This is a genomic window from Emticicia fontis (assembly GCF_054779675.1).
On record NZ_BAAGXU010000037.1, the window covers coordinates 583,821 to 607,520 of the forward strand.

28 protein-coding genes and 1 pseudogene are annotated in these 23,700 nt (G+C 40.1%); 26 read left to right on the top strand and 3 right to left on the bottom strand.

All coding sequences use genetic code 11. The features are described 5' to 3' along the window. Positions 1 to 127: 127 nt before the first annotated feature. Both ACYVFA_RS18300 and ACYVFA_RS18305 read left to right on the top strand, forming a co-directional pair. On the top strand, positions 128 to 2,845 hold the full coding sequence (locus ACYVFA_RS18300; protein WP_460473302.1) for a hypothetical protein: 2,718 nt from the start codon (positions 128 to 130) through the stop codon (positions 2,843 to 2,845). Positions 2,846 to 2,945: 100 nt separating this feature from the next. Further along, entirely contained in the window at positions 2,946 to 3,770 is an 825-nt protein-coding gene (locus tag ACYVFA_RS18305) for a DNA/RNA non-specific endonuclease (RefSeq protein ID WP_460473303.1), read from the top strand. Between the two features lie 18 nt (positions 3,771 to 3,788). Here the strand turns inward: ACYVFA_RS18305 and ACYVFA_RS18310 are convergent, their stop codons facing one another. The 3 genes from ACYVFA_RS18310 to ACYVFA_RS18320 all read right to left on the bottom strand — a co-directional run bounded on the left by ACYVFA_RS18310 (position 3,789) and on the right by ACYVFA_RS18320 (position 8,101). Further along, positions 3,789 to 5,276, bottom strand: coding sequence for a TlpA family protein disulfide reductase (locus ACYVFA_RS18310; protein WP_460473304.1), 1,488 nt, complete (start codon positions 5,274 to 5,276; stop codon positions 3,789 to 3,791). A gap of 138 nt (positions 5,277 to 5,414) precedes the next feature. Further along, positions 5,415 to 6,905, bottom strand: a complete 1,491-nt coding sequence (locus ACYVFA_RS18315) for a TlpA family protein disulfide reductase (protein WP_460473305.1) — start codon at positions 6,903 to 6,905, stop codon at positions 5,415 to 5,417. A 302-nt stretch (positions 6,906 to 7,207) separates the two neighbouring features. Next, the gene (locus ACYVFA_RS18320; protein WP_460473306.1) at positions 7,208 to 8,101 is read right to left on the bottom strand and encodes a thioredoxin family protein; all 894 of its coding nucleotides are present in this window, start codon (positions 8,099 to 8,101) and stop codon (positions 7,208 to 7,210) included. Between the two features lie 262 nt (positions 8,102 to 8,363). Here ACYVFA_RS18320 and ACYVFA_RS18325 point away from each other — a divergent pair, with 262 nt between their 5' ends. From ACYVFA_RS18325 to infA, 24 genes and pseudogenes are all read left to right on the top strand, one after another. Then, positions 8,364 to 9,596: an exo-beta-N-acetylmuramidase NamZ family protein gene (locus ACYVFA_RS18325; protein ID WP_460473307.1), complete on the top strand. Its 1,233-nt coding sequence runs from the start codon at positions 8,364 to 8,366 to the stop codon at positions 9,594 to 9,596. Between the two features lie 961 nt (positions 9,597 to 10,557). Next, a complete protein-coding gene (gene rplC, locus ACYVFA_RS18330; protein ID WP_460473308.1) occupies positions 10,558 to 11,178 on the top strand; it encodes a large ribosomal subunit protein uL3 in 621 nt (206 codons plus the stop codon). Positions 11,179 to 11,280: 102 nt separating this feature from the next. Then, on the top strand, positions 11,281 to 11,907 hold the full coding sequence (gene rplD, locus ACYVFA_RS18335) for a 50S ribosomal protein L4 (protein WP_116982335.1): 627 nt from the start codon (positions 11,281 to 11,283) through the stop codon (positions 11,905 to 11,907). Between the two features lie 35 nt (positions 11,908 to 11,942). Next, complete coding sequence (gene rplW, locus ACYVFA_RS18340) at positions 11,943 to 12,230, top strand: 50S ribosomal protein L23 (RefSeq protein WP_460473309.1); 288 nt, start codon at positions 11,943 to 11,945, stop codon at positions 12,228 to 12,230. A gap of 76 nt (positions 12,231 to 12,306) precedes the next feature. Beyond that, positions 12,307 to 13,131 carry a large ribosomal subunit protein uL2 gene (gene rplB, locus ACYVFA_RS18345; protein ID WP_460473310.1) on the top strand — a complete coding sequence of 275 codons (825 nt, stop codon included), beginning with the start codon at positions 12,307 to 12,309 and terminating at the stop codon, positions 13,129 to 13,131. Positions 13,132 to 13,157: 26 nt separating this feature from the next. After that, a complete protein-coding gene (rpsS, locus tag ACYVFA_RS18350) occupies positions 13,158 to 13,436 on the top strand; it encodes a 30S ribosomal protein S19 (RefSeq protein ID WP_116982338.1) in 279 nt (92 codons plus the stop codon). Positions 13,437 to 13,456: 20 nt separating this feature from the next. Then, positions 13,457 to 13,816 carry a large ribosomal subunit protein uL22 gene (gene rplV, locus ACYVFA_RS18355; RefSeq protein WP_460473311.1) on the top strand — a complete coding sequence of 120 codons (360 nt, stop codon included), beginning with the start codon at positions 13,457 to 13,459 and terminating at the stop codon, positions 13,814 to 13,816. Positions 13,817 to 13,895: 79 nt separating this feature from the next. Further along, positions 13,896 to 14,786, top strand: coding sequence for a small ribosomal subunit protein uS3 (gene rpsC, locus ACYVFA_RS18360; protein ID WP_460473312.1), 891 nt, complete (start codon positions 13,896 to 13,898; stop codon positions 14,784 to 14,786). A 110-nt stretch (positions 14,787 to 14,896) separates the two neighbouring features. After that, positions 14,897 to 15,325, top strand: coding sequence for a large ribosomal subunit protein uL16 (gene rplP / locus ACYVFA_RS18365; protein WP_460473313.1), 429 nt, complete (start codon positions 14,897 to 14,899; stop codon positions 15,323 to 15,325). 75 nt (positions 15,326 to 15,400) lie between these two features. After that, entirely contained in the window at positions 15,401 to 15,583 is a 183-nt protein-coding gene (gene rpmC / locus ACYVFA_RS18370) for a 50S ribosomal protein L29 (RefSeq protein WP_253533536.1), read from the top strand. Positions 15,584 to 15,624: 41 nt separating this feature from the next. Continuing rightward, positions 15,625 to 15,882, top strand: a complete 258-nt coding sequence (gene rpsQ / locus ACYVFA_RS18375) for a small ribosomal subunit protein uS17 (protein ID WP_460473314.1) — start codon at positions 15,625 to 15,627, stop codon at positions 15,880 to 15,882. A 52-nt stretch (positions 15,883 to 15,934) separates the two neighbouring features. Continuing rightward, positions 15,935 to 16,303 (top strand): 50S ribosomal protein L14, encoded by a 369-nt coding sequence (rplN, locus tag ACYVFA_RS18380; protein ID WP_116982343.1) that lies wholly within the window; start codon positions 15,935 to 15,937, stop codon positions 16,301 to 16,303. Between the two features lie 104 nt (positions 16,304 to 16,407). Then, positions 16,408 to 16,746, top strand: coding sequence for a 50S ribosomal protein L24 (gene rplX / locus ACYVFA_RS18385; protein WP_460473315.1), 339 nt, complete (start codon positions 16,408 to 16,410; stop codon positions 16,744 to 16,746). Between the two features lie 75 nt (positions 16,747 to 16,821). After that, a complete protein-coding gene (gene rplE / locus ACYVFA_RS18390) occupies positions 16,822 to 17,376 on the top strand; it encodes a large ribosomal subunit protein uL5 (protein ID WP_460473316.1) in 555 nt (184 codons plus the stop codon). 38 nt (positions 17,377 to 17,414) lie between these two features. Then, on the top strand, positions 17,415 to 17,684 hold the full coding sequence (gene rpsN / locus ACYVFA_RS18395) for a 30S ribosomal protein S14 (RefSeq protein WP_116982346.1): 270 nt from the start codon (positions 17,415 to 17,417) through the stop codon (positions 17,682 to 17,684). A 193-nt stretch (positions 17,685 to 17,877) separates the two neighbouring features. After that, the gene (gene rpsH / locus ACYVFA_RS18400; RefSeq protein WP_460473317.1) at positions 17,878 to 18,279 is read left to right on the top strand and encodes a 30S ribosomal protein S8; all 402 of its coding nucleotides are present in this window, start codon (positions 17,878 to 17,880) and stop codon (positions 18,277 to 18,279) included. A 130-nt stretch (positions 18,280 to 18,409) separates the two neighbouring features. Beyond that, positions 18,410 to 18,970 (top strand): 50S ribosomal protein L6, encoded by a 561-nt coding sequence (gene rplF, locus ACYVFA_RS18405; protein WP_460473318.1) that lies wholly within the window; start codon positions 18,410 to 18,412, stop codon positions 18,968 to 18,970. 55 nt (positions 18,971 to 19,025) lie between these two features. Further along, positions 19,026 to 19,373 carry a 50S ribosomal protein L18 gene (gene rplR / locus ACYVFA_RS18410; protein ID WP_460473319.1) on the top strand — a complete coding sequence of 116 codons (348 nt, stop codon included), beginning with the start codon at positions 19,026 to 19,028 and terminating at the stop codon, positions 19,371 to 19,373. A gap of 18 nt (positions 19,374 to 19,391) precedes the next feature. After that, the gene (rpsE, locus tag ACYVFA_RS18415; protein ID WP_460473320.1) at positions 19,392 to 19,895 is read left to right on the top strand and encodes a 30S ribosomal protein S5; all 504 of its coding nucleotides are present in this window, start codon (positions 19,392 to 19,394) and stop codon (positions 19,893 to 19,895) included. Positions 19,896 to 19,966: 71 nt separating this feature from the next. Further along, entirely contained in the window at positions 19,967 to 20,146 is a 180-nt protein-coding gene (gene rpmD, locus ACYVFA_RS18420; RefSeq protein WP_460473321.1) for an uL30 family ribosomal protein, read from the top strand. Positions 20,147 to 20,297: 151 nt separating this feature from the next. Beyond that, positions 20,298 to 20,735: pseudogene (rplO, locus tag ACYVFA_RS18425) on the top strand (50S ribosomal protein L15); the annotation flags it as partial. 428 nt (positions 20,736 to 21,163) lie between these two features. Continuing rightward, complete coding sequence (gene secY, locus ACYVFA_RS18430) at positions 21,164 to 22,498, top strand: preprotein translocase subunit SecY (RefSeq protein WP_460473322.1); 1,335 nt, start codon at positions 21,164 to 21,166, stop codon at positions 22,496 to 22,498. Between the two features lie 16 nt (positions 22,499 to 22,514). Further along, on the top strand, positions 22,515 to 23,336 hold the full coding sequence (map, locus tag ACYVFA_RS18435; protein ID WP_460473323.1) for a type I methionyl aminopeptidase: 822 nt from the start codon (positions 22,515 to 22,517) through the stop codon (positions 23,334 to 23,336). Between the two features lie 56 nt (positions 23,337 to 23,392). After that, positions 23,393 to 23,611, top strand: coding sequence for a translation initiation factor IF-1 (gene infA, locus ACYVFA_RS18440; protein WP_460473324.1), 219 nt, complete (start codon positions 23,393 to 23,395; stop codon positions 23,609 to 23,611). The last annotated feature ends 89 nt before the right edge of the window (positions 23,612 to 23,700 follow it).

Genomic DNA, 23,700 nt, shown 5'->3' on the forward strand with positions numbered 1-23,700 from the left:
AATTGGTCTGATTTCAAGGAAATTTGATTTAAATTTATTTACTTTTGCAAATCTACTTGTAAACTTTCTTGATTAAAAGTAGTTATGCTGTTGATGCTGTTTATACGAAGAATTACGTTGCTTTCTTATGATAAAAACTAAGTACCTGTGGTATATCAACGCCGTGCTGACACTGGTGGCGATATACATATCTTACCGTATCTGGTTTGCACCCCGGAAAGATGCCTGGAATTATATTCCAGACAACGCTTTTCTGGTGGTCGAAAGTTCGCAAATCCAACGTTCGCTTTTCAGCAAGAAAGGGTTTGACTCTACGCAACTGGCTGATATTCCATTCTTCTATGATGCCCTGCAACCGCTCAAACAGATTGTTCAGAGTGTAGATGATTCATTGATAGCCGAAAAATTTCTGGCCCGCAAACGCATTACTTATTCGCTTCACCGCGAAACCAAAAAGAACCTCGAATACATCATTTATATTCCAACGGCCTCGTTTGGCGATGCCAATTTTCTGAATAAAATTGCCTCGCCTGATCCTGCCAAAAGAAAGACCTATGGGCGTACCTATAAGGGTTTCAGGCTGGAAGAATTATATAGTATCAATAACCAACTGCTTTTTAATTTTCTGGTGCATGATGATTATCTGATTTGCACGGGCTCGAAAGTATTGCTGGAAGAAGTAGTAAACCGGATCAGATTGGGTGCACCGATAGAGGGGATGCCTTTTAAAGAAAGTCGTAGGGGTATAGCCCATATCTATTTCAAGAGCCGGAATTTGCAGGATGTGGCGGATATTCTTCCCTCACAATTATCGCCTAATCTGATTGAGTTTTTTGGGAATATCACCCCCCGGAACCCTGATATTGTTTTTGAAAAACCTAAAATACCAAATACGGTTTCGGCCTATATCTATTCTAAGGGCACGAATACGATTCCGTTTCTGGGCATTTTTGGTCAGCAGATGCCGCAGCCGTTTACCTGTACCGATCTGATCCCTGAAAATACTGCTATTACCTTCCGCATCAGTTTCAAGAATAAGACCAAACTGGCGCAGGATTTCAATAATTATTTCAGAGGCAACGAACAGGCTCTTCTGGCTGAGCGGGATAGTCTGAATCGTTTTCTGGGAGTGAATCTGACGAATTTATATACTATTCTGAAAAATGAAGTGGTGTTGTGCGAGATGGAAACTTCGGCAGACGAACCCTCGAAAAAGATATTGCTGATAAAGACAGAAGACCCTGCCGAAGCCCTGAATATGTTTGATGATCTGGCTGATGATGCCGGAAAACTCTCTTCGTATTTCAAGCCGCAGCCTTTTAGCTATCTGAATAACTACGTGCGCAATATCCAGATAAGTCAGTTGCCTGCCTTGTTGTTTGGCTCTATTTTCAGAGGTTTTGCCGATTGTTATTATACCCAGATTGGCGATTATATGATTTTGTCGAGCGATGATGATGCCATGCGGGAATATCTGAATAGCTTGAATTTTGGACAAACCTGGGCAAAATCAAATGTCTACACCGATTTTGTGAAGAAACTTCGCCCACAGGCGCAGGTGACGGCAATTATTAGCCCGCAACGAATCTGGAATAATCTCTATTATTCGTTACCGCAGAAATGGCGTAATACCACCATGAAACATGAACAAAGAGCGAAAGCTTTACGCTTTGTGGCTGTTGAAAACTTTGTGATTAACAATACTTTCGGTACTAAATTGCTGATAGAAAAGATTCCGCAGACACAGAAAGAGATATTAGTCAATCGTTTTTTCTTACAGGATAGTTTAAGTATCAATACAGCATTTGCAGGTAAGCCTTTTATTATCAAAAATGCCTATAATACCTCAGAAGAAATTCTGCTACAACGAGACGACCATCAGGCGATCTTGCTGAGCAATGCGGCTAAGGAAATCAACAAGATTCCATTAAGCCAACCGCTGACAAGTGCGTATTTATTACCGACCGATTATTTTCAGAATGGTACATTGCATTATCTGGCTACAACTGCCGATAAGCTTCTGTTTTTCACGAGAGAGAATCCGACTGGTTTGGTAGCCAATTATGCAGATATTAATTTCAGTGGGTCGATAAGGGCGGTGGCTGCCAGTGAAACCAAAATTTATGTGGCCGATGATGGTGGAGATATATATGTAATCAATGAAGAAACCCAGAAGATTAATAAGATAAGGACTCCGGTGCACCTGACAGATATTATGCGGATTTACCCGGTTAAGTTCAAGAATAATACCCATCTGGCTATCCTACAAAAAGATGGTACGCTGAATGTGATTTATGAAGACGGTCCATTCCTGAAAGGTTTCCCGAAAGTGCCTCTATCGGCGCGTCCGGCAGAGATGATTGTGGAAGAGAGTAGGGGAACGAATTCGATTATTACCTTGATTTCGGAAACCGGAGAAATCAAGAAGGTAGATATGAATGGCAATTCGTTGAAGGACGGCAATATCCAATTGGAACGACCTGATAAGGCCACGGTTTTCGAAGTGATTTTTGACCAGAATCATAAAGAATGGCTCATAGCCCGCCGTACACCTACATCATTGACGATTATGAGCAAACAGGGGGCATCAGTTATTGAAATCGGCAGTACTAATTTCATGAAATCGCAATTGCGGTATTTTGATTTGGGCAACGACCTGCGTTTTGTTGGCATTTTTGATGGGAAGAACAATACATTATTTGACCTCAAAGGCCGAATGCTGGGCGATAAACCACTTCCGGGCACGGCTTTGCCAGCAGTTTCCTATTCAGAAGCCTATAATAAATTATTTATTTATAATACCAATAAGACGAGGTTTGAGGTCTGGTCGGTGAAGTTGAAGTAATATGTATTACGATTTTTTAAATCGTTTTTCAAAGCATTAAAAGCAACGATTTGAAAAATCGTGATACATTCTAAAGAAACAAAATCCAGACAATTGAATTATGCTAAAAAAACTCTTCGTACCTGTTCTACTAAGCATTCTTGTATGCTCCTGTGAAAAAGAGCATATAATTGCCGGAAGAGATAATCATCTGGCAATTGGGAATCCTTCTGATGCGGCCAAGAATGAGAATAACTATTTAATGGTTAAAACTCAGTATGCTTTATCCTATAATCGTTCGAGAGGAACTGCCAACTGGGTAGCATGGCATTTGTCTATGGCATGGAAAGGCGATGCGGCAAGAGCAGAAAATTTCAAATCTGATGATTCTCTGCCGGAAAGCTGGTATAAGGTCAAAACCAGCGATTATGTAGGTTCGGGTTTTGATAGAGGGCATTTATGTCCGTCGGCTGACAGAGACGGTTCTGTAGCAGATAATGAAGCTACTTATCTGATGACCAATATTGTTCCACAATCGCCTAATAGCAATAGAGATACCTGGGTGGCTCTGGAGACTTATTGCAGGAAACTGGCATCTGCCGGAAATGAATTGTATATCATAGCTGGTGTTTTAGGTCAGGGAGGATCTGGCAGTAATGGTGGTACTACCAAAACGCTGGATGGCAAAGTGGTTGTGCCGGAATCGTTGTGGAAAGTAATTGTGGTTCTGCCTGTCGGTGATAATGATATAGATAGAATAAATAGCGGAACTCGGGTAATTGCTATCAAAATCCCCAACCGCCAGTCAATTAAAAGCGATTGGGGAGAATATCGGTTGAGTGTTGACGATTTGGAAGACTTAACAGGTTATGATTTTCTTTCAAATGTATCCAACTCTATACAGAAACAGTTGGAGAGTCGGGTTGATAAAGGGGAGACATATTAATCATTTGAAAAACCTCTTTTATCTCCCCAAAGCCTCTTCAATCTGCTCAATCAACACATTTCTATCTAATGGGTATCCTGCTTTTGAGGGTTCTACTTTGCCGTATTTATCAATAATCGCATAGCTTGGGAAACCATCACCCTTTACTTTTCGCATGATTTCCTTTGTTAAATCTTCTGTGGCAAAAACATGAACCCCTTCCAGCTGGTAAAACGCTATCAGTTGTTTCCATTTTTCAGTATTGATGTCATGATTGGTGATGTATAAAAAAGTGATGTCTTTAGTTTTGAAATGTTCTTTTAGTGCTGCCGCATGTAAGCTCAACTCCTCCCGACAAGGTCGGCACCAGGTACCCCACATATCAAGCAATACAGTTTTGCCTTTGAATTCTGCCAGAACGTTATCCCAGTTTTTTATATAGCTTAAGAATACCATTTTATCGGTGAGCGTATTATTAAATCGGGCTAAGGCTGCCTGCAAAGGCTGTTTAAAATGACGATTAAACTTACTCGCAGGGAATTGTTTGTTAAAGTCGGCTAAAATAGTGGGAAGATTTACAAAGTTCTGTGATTGTATCATCTCATTAAATAAAAACGCATACATCTGTTCTTTTACTTTTCCGCTAAAATAGCGCTCTATCATTTTTTGTTTTAAAGCATTGTAAAAATCTTTCTGCATTACTTCTCTGGCTTTCAGGCTGTCTCCGTCAAACCATTCCTTGTAAAACTCCGGCGATTTTTTTAAATAATCATTCCAAATTTCTGTGTGCCTTCTTTCAAGAAAAGTATCCAGATACGCCAGGTAGGAGGGTGCAACCAATGCTTTTTCGTCTGAAAGCGGTACCTCATTTTGTAATTGAGCTAGTTTTTCCAACCAGGCTTGCTTGTTTCTTTCCAGTTCATCGCGTCGGGCAATTCTGAGGCCGCCATACGTATTATAAAAGGCTTGTACGCGGGCGTATTTCAGGTGGTAATTCCATGCTTCTATGAATTCGGACGAAGGTTTCAGTGTTCGTATCAGTGAATCAATCCGATGCTTATCTCTTTCATAAAAGCCATTCACCACCTGCAAGATTCTATCGGGCAGAGAATCCTGTTTCATCCAGCCATAGTTGTAGAATGTCGGAATACCCTTTAGCTGATTATTTTTTGCACCTATCCCACTGATAGTGATGCGCTTGTCAGCATTTTCAGCAATCAGGATATTGTCGCCTTTGGTAATAAAGAAGTATTGCTCAAAAAACTTCTGATTAGAGGCGGCATCTTTAATAACGATAGTGATAATTTCTTTATTGAGGAAATCGGCATTGAAGCTGAAATCTCCTGTTGGGCTCACAAAGGTTTTGATAGAAACGCCTCCGGGCTTATCAACCAAGGGGTGGGTTGGGTGTTCAATTGTTACCAATGCCCCTTTCATTGAGGGAACTTTGCCCTTGATGAGGGTTCTTTGGGCAGTCGAATGAATCTGTATTAACAGGCATAGCAAAAAGATAAGAGATGGTTTCATATTTTAAGACACAGAAAAAGGATGAAAAATAAGATACAAGTAATTGCCTTAAAAGTACAAAATCTTCTCCCTATAACTAAGTTTTTAGGTGATAATTTTATAAATACAAAAAGATGAATTTAAGTCGCATTATAAAACCTATCTCTTCAAAATCTCTTCAATCTGCTGAATCAATACATTTCTATCCAGAGGATTGCCAGTTTTCGATAATTCTACTTTACCATTTTTATCAATAATTGCATAAGTAGGATAACTATTAGCCCCATTGATTTTCTCCATAATTTGCATAGTAAAATCTCTGGATGCCAATATATGATTGCCTTCCAGATTATAATAGGCAATCACTTCTTTCCATTTTTCAACGTTTCTGTCGAAATTAGCTATATACAAAAACGTAACATTCTTATCCTTAAAATGTTGCTTTAATGCCGCGGCATGCTCATTTATTTCTTGTCGGCAAGGAGCGCACCAAGTTCCCCACATATCAATTAAGACGGTTTTGCCTTTGAATTTAGCAAGAATATTGTCCCAGGTCTTTATGTCATTAAGAAAGACCATGTTTTCTGTTAGCTTATTATTCGACCGGATAATTGCCTCCTTGAACGGGTTTTCAAAGTATTGAATGAATTCACTCTCAGGAAATTGTCGCTTAAAATCGTTGAGTATTGATTCTGCATTGGCAAACATCTGTCTTTCCGTCATTGTGTCAAACAGTAAAGCATACATTTGTTCTTTGACCTTGCCTGTGAAGTATTTTTCTATAATTTTTTGCTTTAACTGATTGCTGAAATCTTTTCGCATGGCAGCTTTTCCTTCAACGGTATTTCCATTAAACCACTCTTTGTAAAATTCCTCCGGTTTATTATTTGAGTTCCTAATAATGTCTTCATATTTCCTGTCAAGAAATGTCTGGAGGTATTTATGATAGGTGGGAGATACTAAGGCTTTTTCGTCAGACATGGCTACTTCATTCTGTAATTGTTCGAGAATGTTTTCCCACTTTAGACGATTTCTGTAAATCTCAGCCATTCGATCGAGTCTTATATTGCCATATTGTTCGTAAAACGAAGCAAGCTTTGCATATTTGAGATGATAATTTAATGTCTCTACTAAATTGGCTGAAAGTTGATAGATTTTGGAAATAGAATCAAGAACGACTTTATCTCGGGTATAAAGATTTTGTATTACCTTATATTTTCTGTCAGGTAATGAATCGGCTTTTACCATGCCTATATTATAAAAGGTTTCAATACCTTTTAAGTGATTATCTTCAGCACCAATGCCGTTTATTGCAACAGAATGGTTGTTATCTTCTGACAAGGTAAGCTGATACCCTTTTTGCAGATAAAGAAACTGGTTATAAAAGGTCTTGTTGCGGGTGCTATCATTGATTGTGATAGTAATGAGTTCTTTATCAAGATGGTCTAAATTAAAAGAGAATTCACCTGATTCGTTTATACTTGTTTTAATATGGGCAATCTTGGGGGTATCATGCATCAACCACTTCGTTGGTCGGCTAATAGTTACAATCCCATATTTAAATGCAGGAAGTTTGCCTTTAATGACAGTTTGCGCAAAAGAATGATTGCATAGAAACAGGCATAGCAAAAGCACAGAAAGTTGTTTCATAATAGACACAGTTAAAGAAGAGTAGTAAATAATTTAGTCACGTTTTATTACGCGGTTTTCTTCTTTAACGTATACGGGAGAGTCTTATTATAGCATAGTTTGTTTTTATGGTATTATTGTAGAATTGGGGGTGGCCGTCGTTCAATGATGACCCACCGCGATGCTTGCGTCTTAGAAAGCCAGGAATATACAGATAAGGTATATAATTTTCATTCTTAGAATCACATTCTTTGTCTTTGATAGGCTCCTGGAGACGCCAGCATGGCGTCTCTACCAAAATGGATCTTAAATTTTTAGAATATTTATTTACCCAACTCCGCCACCTTCTCCTTAGCACTCACTAAATTGCTATCTATCTGCAAAGCTTTTTCGTAATAATACAAGGCTTGCTTCTTATCTCCGGCTATCAGATATGCCTCTGCCAGACTATCAAAAGTATTAGCCTCTTGTGGATATACGTTTGTGTTGAGTTCTAATACGGCAATGGCTTGCGGATAACGTTTTTGAGCGAGCAAGACGTAGCCATAGGCATTCAGTTCGCTATAATTTCTGAGTAAGGGTTTTATCTCTTCTCTAATATTCTCTAATTCTTTAGTAAGCTGTTTGGCAGGATAAGTATTAACCACCTTAGCTACTATGGCTTGTGCTTTGTAGGCTGGTTCATAAGGTTGTTGGCTGATGATTCTGGCTAAATCTTTTTCTAAGGTTTCAACAGGGCGTTCAATGATTCTGCCAATTTCTTTGCCTTTTTGTAAGATAATAAAAGTTGGCACTCTGAAAATATTCCAATTCGCTTCTTCGTGAGTCGGGCTTTGTTTGTAGCGTTCCTGCGCATTATCTACCATTACCATCCTGAGTTTTGCATTAGGCAACTCTGCCTTTTCAAGGATTTTCAGGAAACGGGGGAGGTTCTGCTGGGTATCTCCGCACCAAGTAGCGCCAAAGATTAGTATTTCCATATCTTTCAGGTCTGGCTTGAATGCTTGTGTGGTTATAGTATCGACCTGATATTCATTATAATACTTATCATGCCATCGGTTGTAGGGGAGACGCATGAAGGCTACTTTGGAGCAAGGGCCCAATAGCATGGTATTGCCTCGGGCATCAAGACTTTCGAGATTAATAAAAGGGCTTGAGCTTTGCGCAAAAGCGGCAAAACTCAAGCATAACATAAACAAGGTGTAATGCTTTTTCATAAATGTATATTTTGTTGAAATAAGGCTCAAAAGTAACCTGATTACGTATAGGCCCGTGTTAAGGATTTCCTAATGATTTGTGAATGTTTGTTAATAAGAATTATTACCTTGTATCAGATGGGTTCAGTAAATGTTTTTAACAGCCTGGTATCATTTATTTGGTGCTGGTTGTCTTCTTTATTTGCTTCTTTGGTAAAATATCATCTATTAGCTATATATTGCAATGGTGTTTTAGCTAACATCTTAATTTGACCTTCTAACAATGATGAAACTTATTTCCATACTTTTTTTAACGCTTCTTGCGATTACTCATACCGGATGTACAGCTCAGATTGCATCGTCTAACCAAAAATCGTCTAAAAAATCAGAGATTATCACGGGTGCAGACCAGACCGAGAAATATTTGTCTTATCTGAAAGGAAAGCGCATTGGTCTGGTTGCCAATCAGAGTTCTATTATCGGTAAGAAAAGCAGTGTAGATAGTTTATTGAGCCTTGGTATTAACATTGTAAAGGTGTTTGGGCCTGAGCATGGTTTCAGAGGTAATGCCAGCAATGGCGCTGCGGTGAGCAATGAGACAGACACTAAAACCGGGCTTCCGATTATTTCTTTGTATGGTAAAAACCAGAAACCCACCAAAGAGCAACTAGCCGATGTGGATCTGATGGTCTTTGATATACAGGATGTAGGTTGCCGCTATTATACGAATATTAATACGCTTGAGTATATCATGGAAGCCTGTGCAGAAAACAATAAAGAACTGGTGATTCTGGACAGGCCTAATCCTAACGCTTATGTAGTAGACGGGCCTGTAATGACTGAAGATCGATTTAAATCGGCCATAGGAATCCATTATACACCCATGACTCATGGCATGACTATCGGTGAATTTGCTCAGTATCTTAATGGTGAAGGCTACCTGCCGACCCCATGCAAACTCAATATTATCAAGGTTGCCAACTATAGTCATGATATGCCTTATGTATTGCCAATACATCCGTCACCGAATTTGAATACACAGCAGGCTGTGATGCTTTTCCCGAGCTTGTGTATGTTTGAAGGAACGGCTATCAATGAAGGACGGGGAACTTATATGCCATTTACTATATTGGGAGCACCCAAATTGAAAGATAAGTATGCCTTTTCATACAAACCGGTGAGTATTCCCGGGATGAGTGAGCGGCCTAATCATAAAGATTCTGTTTGTTATGGCCTTGATCTTCGCACTTATGATATTAACCAACTTCGGGAAAGCCGCCAGCTTAATTTAAAGTGGGTAATTGAATTGTATAAAGCTTATCCCGACAAAGCACATTTCTTTACGCCGGGGAGACCGGGCCAGGATATATCCGCTTTTGACCTGCGTATTGGTACAGATCAGTTGAGAAAACAGATTATAGCGGGCGTATCGGAAGAGGAAATCAGAAAAAGCTGGGAGCCGGGGTTGTCGAATTTTAAGACTATTCGGGCTAAGTATCTTTTGTATCCTGATTGATTATAAATGAGCAATAAGAACGGTCAATTGGCATCGTCTTAGAAAACAAATTTTCGGCTAAAGCCTATTTGGATGATACTATTTGATGTATCTCCAGCTAAAGCTGGAGGCTGAATCAATAGCCCCCATTTTTAAATGGGGGTTAAAAGAATTAAAATATCTAACGGGCTTCAGCCAAAATGTGTTCGCACTGCATATCCTTTAAAATTCTAAAATCGTTATATAGAGTATCAGCGAATAGAATTCGCCATCTAAGATAACAAAGGTATTTTTTGCATACATCGCCGGACTCAAGCGGCCGCCGCTTCGCGGTTAGGCTTATATAATAAAATTAATTCGCAGTAGTTTTCATAAAAGGCCCGACTTAAGTCTGGTGTACATAATAAATTATTCCTTTGTTATCTTAGCCACCGAATTCATTCGATGAACAAGGGCATAAGGAACTACCAAACAATTTATTTAATTCCGCGCTAACCCCCTGACTACAAGAAAAATAATTAAAAAACTTTTTGATATATTATTGTACGAATCAAAAAAACTCGTACCTTTGCACCTCAATTGAAAACGGAGTACTTCTCATTTGGTTAAATGAAGTCTCGACTCATTCGGGAAACCAGTTTAACTTTGACTGTAAGCATACCTACGAACCTGGTTCGTAAAAGAATATCAGAACAGTCTCCGAAAGCTATGAATTTTACAGGAATCACTGCAAGGTAACAAGGAATCGTCCTGCACCTTTAGTTTTTTTTGACCTTACCGAGGCGGAACATTCCTCAGCGGTTTGCAGTGTAATGAACAAGTTGGCTTTGCTAACCTCTGGAATAGTAAATAATTTTTTGACCGAAGTTTGGTTTCGTGCATAATTTTTCGGAATTTTGCACCCCCGTTCGCACGCCGAAAGCAATTTTGGCCGAAGAAGAATCAAAATAGGTTATAATAGCAAAATAAAGCGTAAAATACCATGTCTGGAATTATCGGAAAGAAAGTTGGAATGACAACTATCTTCAACGCAGAAGGTCAAGCAGTACCTTGCACTTTGATAGAAGCAGGTCCTTGTGTTGTTACTCATGTTCGTACTGAAGAGAAAGATGGCTACAAAGCTATCCAATTAGGTTACGGCGAGAAAAAAGAAAAAAACACTAGCCGCCCGTTGGTAGGTCACTTCAAAAAAGCAGGCACAACGCCTAAACGTAAATTAGTTGAGTTCAAAGAGTTTGAGAAAGAATACAGCCTTGGCGATACTATCCGTATCGAAGATATTTTTGCAGAAGGCGATTTCCTTGATGCAAGCGGTAACTCAAAAGGTCGTGGTTTTCAAGGGGTTGTAAAACGCCACGGATTCGCCGGTGTTGGTGGCCAGACTCACGGTCAGCACAACAGAGGACGTCACCCAGGTTCAATTGGTGCCTGTTCATTCCCATCAAGAGTATTCAAAGGTATTCGTATGGCGGGTCGTATGGGTAACACTCGTACCACTGTACAAAACCTTAAAGTATTGAAAGTGTTAGCAGACCAAAACTTAATCGTGATCAGCGGTTCAGTTCCAGGCGCGAAAAACGGCTACATTACTTTACATAAATAAGTCGGGGATTTAGTGGTTTTGTTATTCACTCAATCACTAATTCACTAATTCACAATTAGATAGGTCGAAACCGGACGACATCGAAAAAATGCGGCAAACAAAATGGAATTATCAGTATTAAGCAAAGACGGAAAAGATCTAGGTCGTAAGGCAAGTTTGTCTGACGCGATCTTTGGAATCGAGCCAAACGAACACGTGGTTTACCTGGATGTAAAACACTATCTGGCTAATCAGCGTCAAGGTACGCACAAAGCAAAACAAAGAGCTGAAATTGCACGTTCAACTAAAAAGATTGTTCGTCAGAAAGGTTCAGGCGGTGCTCGTCACGGTTCAACCAAAGCTCCAACCTTCGTAGGTGGTGGTCGTGTATTCGGACCAGTTCCACGCGATTACGATTTCAAATTGAATAAGAAAGTAAAAGTTTTAGCTCGTAAATCGGTATTCTCTGCAAGAGCTAAAGAAAATAACATCTCAGTTATTGAAGATTTCACTTTCGACTCTCCAAAGACAAAATCTTACTTAGCATTTCTTGGTGCATTGTCATTAACTGGCAGCAAAACACTTTTCATTTTGCCTGACTACGATAGCAATGTGTATTTATCAGCTCGCAACATTCCTAAAACTAAAGTTTTGAGTGCTGACGAAGTAAGTACTTATGACTTAATCAATGCTGATAAGTTGATCATTAGCGAAGGTGCTTTGTCAAAAATTGAATCAATATTGAACTAAGAAGCTGCCAGCAGCTTTGCTAATAAATTAAGAAAATGAGTGTACTTAAAAGACCAATCATCACCGAGAAATCGCAAAAACATACTGCAAAAGGTAAGTTTGTGTTCGAGGTAGCTATCGATGCGAATAAAATCGAGATCGCAAAGGCTGTCGAAAAGATGTATGGCGTATCAGTTACTGATGTAAACACCATCCGTCAGATCGGTAAAAAGAAATCAAGAATGACTCGTAGCAGAGCATCTTCTGGCGTTACTTCTACTTTCAAGAAAGCAATTGTTTCGTTGAAAGAAGGAGAAATGATCGATTTCTACGAAAATTTATAAGAACCGGTTCTTCGAGAATCGTTCCATCATTAAATTTCAAGTATAGCCCCTGAAAGGCTGCAAAAGAATAAGTAAAATGGGTATCAAGAAATTAAAACCAATCACCCCGGGTCAACGTCATCGTGTAGCTCCAGATTTCTCTGAGATTACTGCAAGTAAACCTGAGAAAAGCTTAACTACTTCGATCAAAAGAACTGGTGGTCGTAATAACGAAGGACACCGTACCGCACGTTACATCGGTGGTGGCCACAAACGTAAATATCGTATCATCGATTTCAGAAGAGACAAAGTAGATGTTTCTGCTGAAGTAAAAACGATTGAGTACGATCCAAACCGTACAGCTCGTATTGCCTTAGTACAATATACTGATGGCGAAAAAGCTTACATCATTGCTCCACAAGGCTTGAAAGTAGGCCAGACGATTATGTCGGGTAAATCAGTTGCACCAGAAATCGGTAACTCACTTCCACTAGGAAGCATGCCACTTGGTACAATTATTCACAACATCGAGTTACACCCTGGTAAAGGTGCTCAAATGGCACGTAGCGCAGGAACATACGCTCAGGTGTTGGCGAAAGATGGCAAATATGTAACCTTGAAAATGCCATCAGGTGAAATGAGAATGGTATTGGCTACTTGTATCGCTACAGTAGGTACAGTATCAAACGCAGATCACATGAACGTAACTTACGGTAAAGCAGGTCGTAAACGTTGGTTAGGTGTTCGTCCACGTGTAAGAGGTGTTGCTATGAACCCGGTTGATCACCCGATGGGTGGTGGTGAAGGTCGTGCTTCAGGAGGTCACCCACGTTCGCGCAATGGCTTATTAGCTAAAGGCAAGAAAACACGTGACAAAACTAAGCCGTCAACCAAGCTAATCGTTTCAAGAAGAAGTAAATAATCATAATAAAGGATATATAAGTATTTATGGCACGCTCACTCAAAAAAGGACCATATATTGATTACCGCCTCGACAAAAAAGTTGTTGACATGAACAACTCTGGCAAAAAATCAGTCATCAAAACATGGTCGCGTCGCTCAATGATTTCTCCTGATTTCATTGGACATACTTTCGCAGTGCATAACGGAAACAAATTTATTCCGGTATATGTAACTGATAACATGGTAGGACACAAATTGGGCGAATTCTCTCCGACTCGTAACTTCCGTGGTCACATAGCAAAGAAAGATAAAGGAAAAAGATAATAATTGTACATTTGTAAAAAATGGAAGCAGTAGCAAAATTAAGTGATTATCCTACCTCGCCTCGTAAGGCAAGACTGGTTGCAGACCTGATCAGAGGTAAAAAGGTAAGTTATGCGTTGGGTATCCTGAGTTTTCAGCCTCAACACGCATCTCCTGTTATCAAGAAGGTCTTGTTATCAGCAGTAGCTAACTGGCAACAAAAAAACGAAGACCAGAAAATTGAAGACGCAGAATTAGTTGTGAAATCAATCTTCGTTGATGGTGGTCGTATGATCAAGCGTTTAAGACCTGCACCTCAAGGGCGTGCATACAGAGTTCGTAAACGTTCTCATCACCTGACTATCGTAGTTGATAGTGCCAATACAGCAAGTGAAGTTTAATCAATCATAGCGAACGATATACTACTCGTACCGCAATTTACCTACGGCTATGAAGCCGTAAAACAAGAATTAAAAACTAATGGGACAAAAAGTAAATCCTGTCGGTCTTAGACTTGGATATATCAGAGGATGGGAATCTAACTGGTATGGTGGCAAAACTTTTGCCGAGAAACTTGTCGAAGATCAAGAAATCCGTAAATACGTGGCTGCACGTATTCCAAAAGGCGCAATATCGAAAGTAGTTATCGAGCGTACTTTAAAACGTATCACTTTAACTATCCATACAGCCCGCCCAGGTGTTGTTATCGGAAAAGGTGGTAACGAAGTGGACAAGATTAAAGAAGAGTTGAAAAAACTGACCGGCAAAGACGTTCAGATCAATATCTACGAAATCAAACGTCCTGAACTAGATGCGAAACTAATCGGTGAGTCTATTGCTCAACAATTAGAAGCGCGTATTTCTTACCGTCGTGCCATGAAACAAGCTATTCAAGCGGCTGTTCGTGTAGGTGCACAAGGTATCAAAGTGAAATTGGGTGGTCGTTTGGCAGGAGCCGAGATGGCACGTAACGAGATGTATAAAGAAGGACGTATCCCGCTTCATACACTTCGTGCTGACATTGACTACGCTATTTCAGAAGCGTTGACAGTATACGGTAAAATCGGTATCAAAGTATGGGTATTCAAAGGCGAGGTATTTGGCAAACGCGATTTAACTCCAGCCGGTGGTGCACAATCACAAGGTAACGAAAGAGGTAACGAAGGTGGCGGACGTGACGATAGAAGAGGTGGCGGACGTGACGATAACAGAGGCGGCGGACGTGATAACAGAGGTGGCGGACGTGACAACAGAGGCGGAGACAACCGTGGCCCGAACAATCGTGGTGGAAACAACAACAACCGTGGTGGTAACAATAACAACCGTGGTGGTGGAAACAACAATAATAGAGGTAATAATAATAGAAGATAATAAGTTTTGAGTTTCAGGTTCGTAGGTTTCCTTGTTGGAATTTTCTACCTGAAACTTACGAATCTAAAACTTGAAACTAAGCACAACAGTGCTGAAAATATAATAGCGTCATGTTACAACCAAGAAGAACCAAATTCCGTAAGCAGCAAAAAGGCAGGATCAAAGGTCTAGCAACACGTGGACACGAGATCGCTTTCGGAACATTCGCTATCAAATCTTTAGAGCCGGGTCGTATCACTGCTCGCCAGATTGAAGCAGCCCGTATCGGGGTTACCCGTGCAATGAAACGTGAAGGTCAGGTATGGATTCGTATCTTCCCTGATAAACCTATCACTAAAAAGCCACTCGAAGTACGTATGGGTAAAGGTAAAGGTGCCCCAGAGTATTGGGTAGCTAGCGTAAAACCAGGTACTATTCTTTTCGAAGCAACAGGTGTGCCTTTGGCAGTTGCTACTGAAGCCCTTCGTCTGGCAGCACAAAAATTGCCAGTACAAACAAAATTTGTTGTACGTAAGGATTATCAGGAAGATGCAGAATAATCATAAGCCTAACGGTTTATGAATTACCTGAATGAGACCTTTATTTTTTTACTCATTCATTCATTCAAGAACAAAATGAAAAAGTCAGAAATCCAAGCATTGTCAGTTGAGCAGTTGCAGCAAAACATCTCTGTTGAAAAAGACAGAATCAACAAATTGAAGTTTGCGCATGCTATCACGCCTATCGAAAATCCGATGCGTATCCGTCAGTCTCGTAGATTGATTGCTCAAATGTTGACAGAATTGAATGCCCGTTAATATTTAAATACCCTGTTCAACAGGACATTAAGACAAATACAATGGAAGAAAGAAATCTTAGAAAAGAGCGTATCGGAACAGTAGTTAGCAACAAGATGGACAAATCTGGAGTGGTAGCTGTAGTTCGTAAACTGAAACACCCGAAATACGGAAAGTTCATGCTCAAAACCAAGAAATTCATGTTCCATGACGAGAATAATGAAGCTGGTATCGGTGATACCGTAAAGATTCAGGAAACTCGCCCATTGAGCAAGAACAAAAATTGGAGATTAGTAGAAATCGTAGAAAAAGCGAAGTAATTTAAAGCTAATATCTATTAGCTAATCGGCTAATAGCCAACAAATTAAGACAATGTTACAGCAAGAATCAAGAGCAGGTGTTGCCGATAATAGTGGAGCAAAAGAAGTGCTTGTAATCCGTGTATTAGGCGGTACAGGTAAACGTTATGCTTCTATTGGTGACAAAGTTGTCGTATCCGTAAAATCGGCACTATCTTCTTCAAACATGAAGAAAGGTACCGTATCTAAGGCTGTCGTAGTAAGAACCACTAAAGAGGTTCGTCGCAAAGATGGTTCATACATACGTTTTGAAGACAACGCAGTAGTATTATTAAACAACCAAGACGAGCCACGTGGTACTCGTATTTTCGGACCTGTTGCACGTGAATTACGTGAGAAACAATTCATGAAAATCGTTTCTTTGGCTCCTGAAGTTCTTTAATTTGAAAGCGGCCTTGTAGTTAAATCTACGCCCGCCATCAGGACAAGTTGCTTTGGGCAGATTTGTCTGGTGCTTAAAATTCAAAATTTTCAAATTTAAAAGTAATGGAAAGAAAATTCAATAAGCAAAAGAAACAACACGTACGCACTGGCGATACAGTTGAGGTAATTGCAGGTAACTCTAAAGGCAAACGTGGTAAAATCACTGAAATCAACTCTGAGAAACAACGCGTAGTTGTAGAAGGTGTGAACATTCAGAAAAAACACGTGAAACCTTCGGCTCAAAACCCACAAGGTGAGATCCGTGAGTTTGCCGGAGCAATCCATATCAGTAACGTAATGGTAGTAGACCCTGCAACAGGTAATGCTACACGTACTGGTCGTAAAGAAAACGACAAAGGCAAATTACAACGTTTCTCTAAAGAAACTGGTAAATTTATCTAATTTACATTTATCTGGTTGTGAAACCGGACCAACTAAAGAGGGTCGGAAATCCTCTCCCAAAAGCGATTTAAAAAAATGGCACGTTTAAGAGAAAAATATACAGCAGAAGTAGTACCAGCTTTGAAAGATAAGTTTGGATACAAATCGATAATGCAGGTTCCTGTATTACAGAAAATCGTAGTGAACCGTGGTGTAGGTGCTGCAACCGGCGACAAGAAATTGATCGACAGCAGCTTAGAAGAGATTACAAACATCACAGGTCAGAAAGCGGTAGCAACCCTTTCAAAGAAAGCCGTATCAAACTTTAAACTTCGTGAAAATATGCCAATCGGTGTAAAAGTAACGTTACGTGGCGAGAAAATGTACGAATTCTTGGATCGTTTGACTACAATCGCGCTTCCACGTGTGAGAGACTTCCAAGGTATCAGCGATAAAGGATTTGATGGTCGTGGAAACTATACCTTTGGTATTAAGGAGCAAATTATTTTCCCTGAGATTTCAATCGATAAAATCGCTAAGATTCAGGGTATGGATATAACTTTCGTAACATCGGCACCAACTGATGCTGAGGCTTACGAATTATTAAAAGCGATGGGTCTTCCATTTGCTAGCAGCAAAAAGAAATCTTAACAAGAATTAAGTAAAAACAGCTTAATCAAAGTCATACAATGGCAAAAGAATCAATAAAAGCAAGAGATAGAAAAAAAGAGGCAACTGTAGCAAGATATGCTGCTAAACGTGCCGCTTTGAAAGAAGCTAACGATTACGCTGGCCTGGACAAATTACCTCGCAATGCTTCTCCGATTAGATTACATAATCGTTGTAAGCTGACAGGTCGTCCGAGAGGTTATATGCGTAAGTTCGGTATCAACCGTGTTACTTTCCGCGAAATGGCAGGTAAAGGTCTGATTCCGGGTGTTACGAAAGCATCTTGGTAAGATAGGTAATATTATTTAGGAGAATTCCTTGAATAGATAAGATTTATTTAAGAATTGCAAATTCTGCTAAATAATATTTGCTTATGTATACACTATTTATTAAAAATATTTTCTAATTTTGCAGCCCAATTGAGAAAGTCACGCTCGTGATACTGCTCAATGTTGGCTTAGGTATCCAAAATTAAACAGCAAAATGATTACAACGGATCCAATAGCAGACTTCCTTACCAGAATAAGAAATGCCATCAAGGCGCGTCACAGAGTGGTAGAAATTCCTGCTTCGAACATCAAAAAAGCGATTACACAAGTACTGTACGATAAAGGTTTTATTCAAAGTTATAAATTTGAGGAAACAGCGCCACAGGGTGTTATCAAAATTGCGTTAAAGTATAACCCAACTACGAAACAATCGGCAATTGTAGAATTGAAACGTGTTTCTAAACCAGGTTTACGTAAATACGCAGGTACAACTGAAATTCCACGTGTATTAAACGGATTAGGTATTGCTATCGTGTCTACTTCTAAAGGAGTAATGACAGATAAAGAAGCCCGTGCGTTGAAAGTAGGTGGTGAAGTATTGTGCTATATCTATTAATAGGTCTAACCTATTAATAGATTAAATCTCTCGTTGCAGCATCTGTCTGCAACAATAATTAAATAAATTGTTGACCGCTCCTGATAACTCGTGCTCACGAAAGTGTCTTGAAGCCTTAAACTCAAAAAAAATGTCAAGAATTGGTAAAAAGCCAGTTGCTCTTCCAGCCGGAGTAAGTATTACAGTGGATGATTCTAATGTTGTAACTGTAAAAGGCCCGAAAGGAGAACTCTCTCAAAAAGTTGATGCTGATATCAAAGTAGGTGTTGAAAACAACGAATTGAAAGTTGAAAGACCAACCGAACAAAAGCGTCACAAAGCATTACACGGATTGTATCGTTCTTTAATCAATAATATGGTTATTGGTGTAAGCACAGGCTACAAAACTACAATGGAGATTGTAGGGGTAGGTTACAAAGCCGCTAACAACGGAAACGTATTAGACCTTAGCTTAGGTTTCTCTCACAACGTATACTTTGTTGTTCCATCTGAGTTGAAAGTAACTACTGCGATGGAGAAAGGGAAAAACCCGATCGTTACGCTTGAAGGTACAGACAAACAATTGATTGGCCTTGTAGCTTCAAAAATCAAAGGACTACGTAAAGTTGAGCCTTACAAAGGTAAAGGTATCCGTTTTGCTGGTGAAGTTGTTCGCCGTAAAGCTGGTAAAACTTCAGGTAAGAAGAAATAATCATTAGACATAACGACTACGAAATCCGTTTCAAAGTCTCAAAATATTTACAGCAATGTCAAGTGTAAAAACTGATAGAAGACAAAAAATTAAGTGGAGCATCCGTAGCAAGGTTTCAGGAACCCCTGAAAGACCGCGCTTAACGGTATACCGCTCAAATACAGCCATATACGCGCAGTTAATCGACGACACCAAAGGCGTTACTTTAGCTTCAGCATCAACTACTGTATTAGGTTTGAAAGGTGTGAAAGTTGACAACTCGAAAGAAGTTGGTAAAAAACTTGCTGAACTTGCTACCGAAAAAGGTATCGAAGCTTGTGTGTTTGACCGTAACGGTTATTTGTATCATGGTAACATTAAAGCCTTGGCAGACGGTGCCAGAGAAGGCGGTTTGAAATTCTAATCTTGCAATTCTCAATCAATGAATAAAGCAAAAGTAAACGAGGCAGAACTTAAAGAAAGAGTTGTAGCCATTAACCGTGTAGCCAAAGTGGTGAAAGGTGGTCGTCGTTTTAGTTTCTCGGCAATCGTTGTATTAGGCGACGGTAAAGGCGTGGTAGGACAAGGACTAGGAAAAGCAAATGAAGTAACTGATGCAATTGCAAAGGCTATCGAAGATGCTAAGAAAAACCTGGTATCGGTTCCGGTAATCAACGACACTGTACCTCACGAAATTCACGGTAAATTCTCAGGTGGTTTTGTGTTTGTAAAACCTGCAGCCCCTGGTACTGGTATTATCGCCGGTGGTGCGATGCGTGCTGTGCTTGAAGCAGCTGGTATCCACAACGTATTGGCGAAATCTAAAGGTTCATCAAACCCTCACAACGTGGTAAAAGCAACGATCGATGCTTTGAGCCAGATGCGTGCTCCACACACAGTGGCGTTCCAACGTAGTGTGAAAATGACAAAAGTATTTAACGGATAATAGCCCCATGCCCTCTGCCCCAAGCCCAATGCTTGCCGGCACAGTGCGGAGCCTATACCTAACATAAAACAATGGCAAAGGTAAAGATTACTCAGGTAAGAAGTACGATTGGCAGACCAGAAGTACAAAAACGCACAATTGCGGCTTTGGGTCTTGGCAAAATGAACCGTACGGTAGAAAAAGAATTGAACCCTGCTATGCAAGGCATGATCAACAAGGTAAAACACTTGTTGGTTATTGAACAAGCATAAGCCAATTCTCCCACTTGTTGGGTTTATGGGTAGGCAAAACCAGGCGTTGCTTGGTGGAGCCAGGCACAAGCCCGGCTAGAACGCCAGTGCAGCCGAGTGATTCCGAAAGTCGGAATTGCGTATGTTTAACCGATTAAAATAATCGAATACAATGAAATTGAGTACATTACAACCTGCTAAAGGTTCAGTTAAAGTAAACGATAGAGTAGGCCGTGGACATGGTTCTGGCGGTGGTGGTACTGCGAAACGTGGTCATAAAGGTGCAAAATCTCGTTCAGGTTATAGCCAAAAACGTGGTTTTGAAGGTGGTCAGATGCCATTACAACGTCGTGTACCTAAGTTTGGTTTCAAAAATATTAACAGAGTAGAGTATAAAGCTATCAACCTTGATACGATTCAGGCATTGTTTGATAAAACAGGTGTGAACGCGATTGATTTAGGTTTCTTATACAACAATGGTTTGACTCAAAAATCAGATCTTGTAAAAATCTTAGGACGTGGCGAGTTGAAAGCAGCAGTGAATTTGAAAGCTAATGCATTCTCGGCTTCTGCTATTGCAGCTATCGAGAAAGCAGGTGGTTCGGCCACTGTTGATGCTACTTTTGACCCATCAGCTTCTGCAGGTTTAGTAAAAACTGCAAAACCAGCTGAAAAATTAGTAGCACAAGAGGTAACAGCAGAACCAGTTGCAGAAGCAAAACCAAAAAAAGCTTCTAAAAAAACAACTGAAGGAGACGATTTAAAAGTAATCGAAGGTATTGGTCCGAAGATTGCAGATTTGCTTATTAACGAAGGAATCGTTAGCTTTGCAGATTTAGCAGCGACACCTGCGGAAAGAGTGAAAGAAATTCTTGATGCGGCGGGTTCAAGTTATGCAATGCACGACCCAACTACTTGGGCACAACAAGCTGAATTAGCGCGTGATGGCAAGTGGGATGAGTTAAAAGTATTGCAGGATGAACTTAACGGAGGTAGAGCTGAGTAATTTCAACCAAAAGCCTTGTTTTTCCTAACAAAATGAACAAATTTATAACAACACTCAAGAACATTTGGTCAATCGAGGAATTGAGGAAACGTATTCTTCAAACTCTTTTGATAATTCTTATTTTTCGTGTCGGTTCCCACGTAGTTTTACCGGGTGTTGATGTGGCTAAATTAAAAGATTTAACAGCTAACAATGGTTTGTTGGGTCTTTTGAATACATTGGTCGGTGGTGCGTTCAAGAATGCTTCTATCATGGCTCTGGGTATCATGCCGTACATCTCGGCATCTATCGCTATCCAGTTATTGACACTAGCATTGCCGTACTTTAGCAAATTGCAGAAAGAAGGAGAGTCAGGTCGTAGAAAATTGAATCAGATAACGCGTTGGTTGACTATTGCAGTAGCTGCCGCACAAGGATTTACCTACGTTCAGACAACTATTCCAACAGATGCGATTATGATTGGCCAGGGCTTATTCTACATCAGTTCAGTACTATTAATCGTAGCCGGAACTGTGATGTGTATGTGGCTTGGTGAAAGAATGACCGAAAAAGGTATCGGAAACGGGATATCAATGATGATTATGATTGGTATCGTGTCAAGATTCCCGGGTGCGATCTTTGGTGAAGCACAATCAAGAGGTGGAAGCGGACAGATTCTGTTCTTCATTATCGAAATCGTAGCTTTATTCCTGGTAGTATTGTTTGCCGTAGCTATTACGCAAGCAACCCGTAGAATTCCGGTTCAATACGCAAAACAAATTGTAGGTAATAAAGTAGTTACAGGTCAACGCCAGTACTTACCTTTAAAACTGAATATTGCTGGGGTAATGCCTATCATCTTCGGACAAGCATTGATGTTTATTCCGGGTTTGATTCTGACTTACCTTGCAGAAAGCACTAAGAATGATACGTTCCAGAACTGGGCCATTATCATGAATAGTCCTACCTCTTGGCAGTATTGTTTAATCTATGCCGTGTTAATCATTGGTTTCACGTTCTTCTATACCGCTATCTCGATTAACCCTAATCAGATTGCAGATGATATGAAACGTGGTGGCGGATTCATTCCGGGTGTAAAACCAGGCCAACCAACTTCTGATTATATCGCCAATGTATTAGACAGAATTACACTTCCGGGTGGTGTGTTATTAGCAGTAATCGCTATCTTACCAGCACTTGCAGGATTGTTGGGAATGACTCAGAACTTTGCTTCATTCTTCGGTGGTACTTCATTGTTGATTCTGGTAGGTGTGGTGTTGGATACATTACAACAAATTGAAAGTTACTTGTTGATGAAACGTTATGAAGGCTTGATGCAATCAGGTCGTATTCAGGGACGTCAGACAGTATCAGCAGTATCTATCTAATACAGGAGGTAATACCATGAGCAAAAAGGATAGAATCATATATTTGAAATCGGAAGAGGAGCTGGAGATTATCCGAAACAATGGCCAGATTTTAGGCAAGGCTCAGGCAGAAGTTGCGAAAGTAATAGCGCCGGGTATTACTACCAAAGAATTAGACAAAATTGCTTACGAATATATCAAAGACCAGAAGGGGCACCCGTCTTTTTTGAACTACGATGTAGGAGGGTTGAAGTTTCCGGCTTCGTTGTGTATCTCGGTAAATGATGTGGTAGTACACGGAATTCCGAGTAACAGAATATTGAAAGACGGAGATATAGTTTCAATTGACTGTGGTGTTTACAAAGACGGGTATCATGCCGATAGTGCTTATACTTATGCAGTAGGCGAAATAGCCAAAGACGTAGCTGACCTATTGAAACGTACCTATGAATCTCTTTTCAAGGGTATTGAACAAGCAAAAACAGGTAATCGTATTGGTGATATTAGTTTTGGTGTGCAAGACCATGCCGAGAAACACGGCTACGGCGTTGTACGCGAATTGGTGGGGCACGGTGTAGGTAAATATCTGCATGAGTCGCCGGAAGTACCAAACTTTGGCAAACGTGGCAATGGTCCGAAATTGCAGGAAGGAATGGTATTGGCTATTGAACCGATGATTACTTTAGGGCGCAGAAGTGTAGTACAGGAAAACGATCAGTGGACCATACGCACCGAAGACCGCAAGGCAGCAGCTCACTTTGAGCACACCATAGTAGTAAGAAAAGGAGGCGGCGAACCTTTGACTACCTTTGAGTATATCGAGGAAGTATTAGCCAAAAGAAATTTAGTCATTGCATAGGAGTTTGGCGCTGAAAGACAACAAACTAAAAACAATTTTTCTGCGCAATATAATATATGGCAAAACAAGCAAATATCGAAGTTGACGGCATCATTACAGAAGCTCTTTCAAACGCCATGTTTCGTGTGCGTCTGGAGAATAAGCATGAACTGGTCGCTCATATCTCCGGCAAAATGAGAATGAACTACATTCGTATTCTACCGGGTGATAAGGTAAGATTGGAGATGTCGCCGTACGATTTATCAAAAGCAAGAATTACTTATCGTTACAAATAGCCCCCGGCCCCTAAAGGGGAGATAAGGCACAATTATAACGATTGAATTATTTATAGAAAATTCATGTTTAATCATAACCCCTAAACATG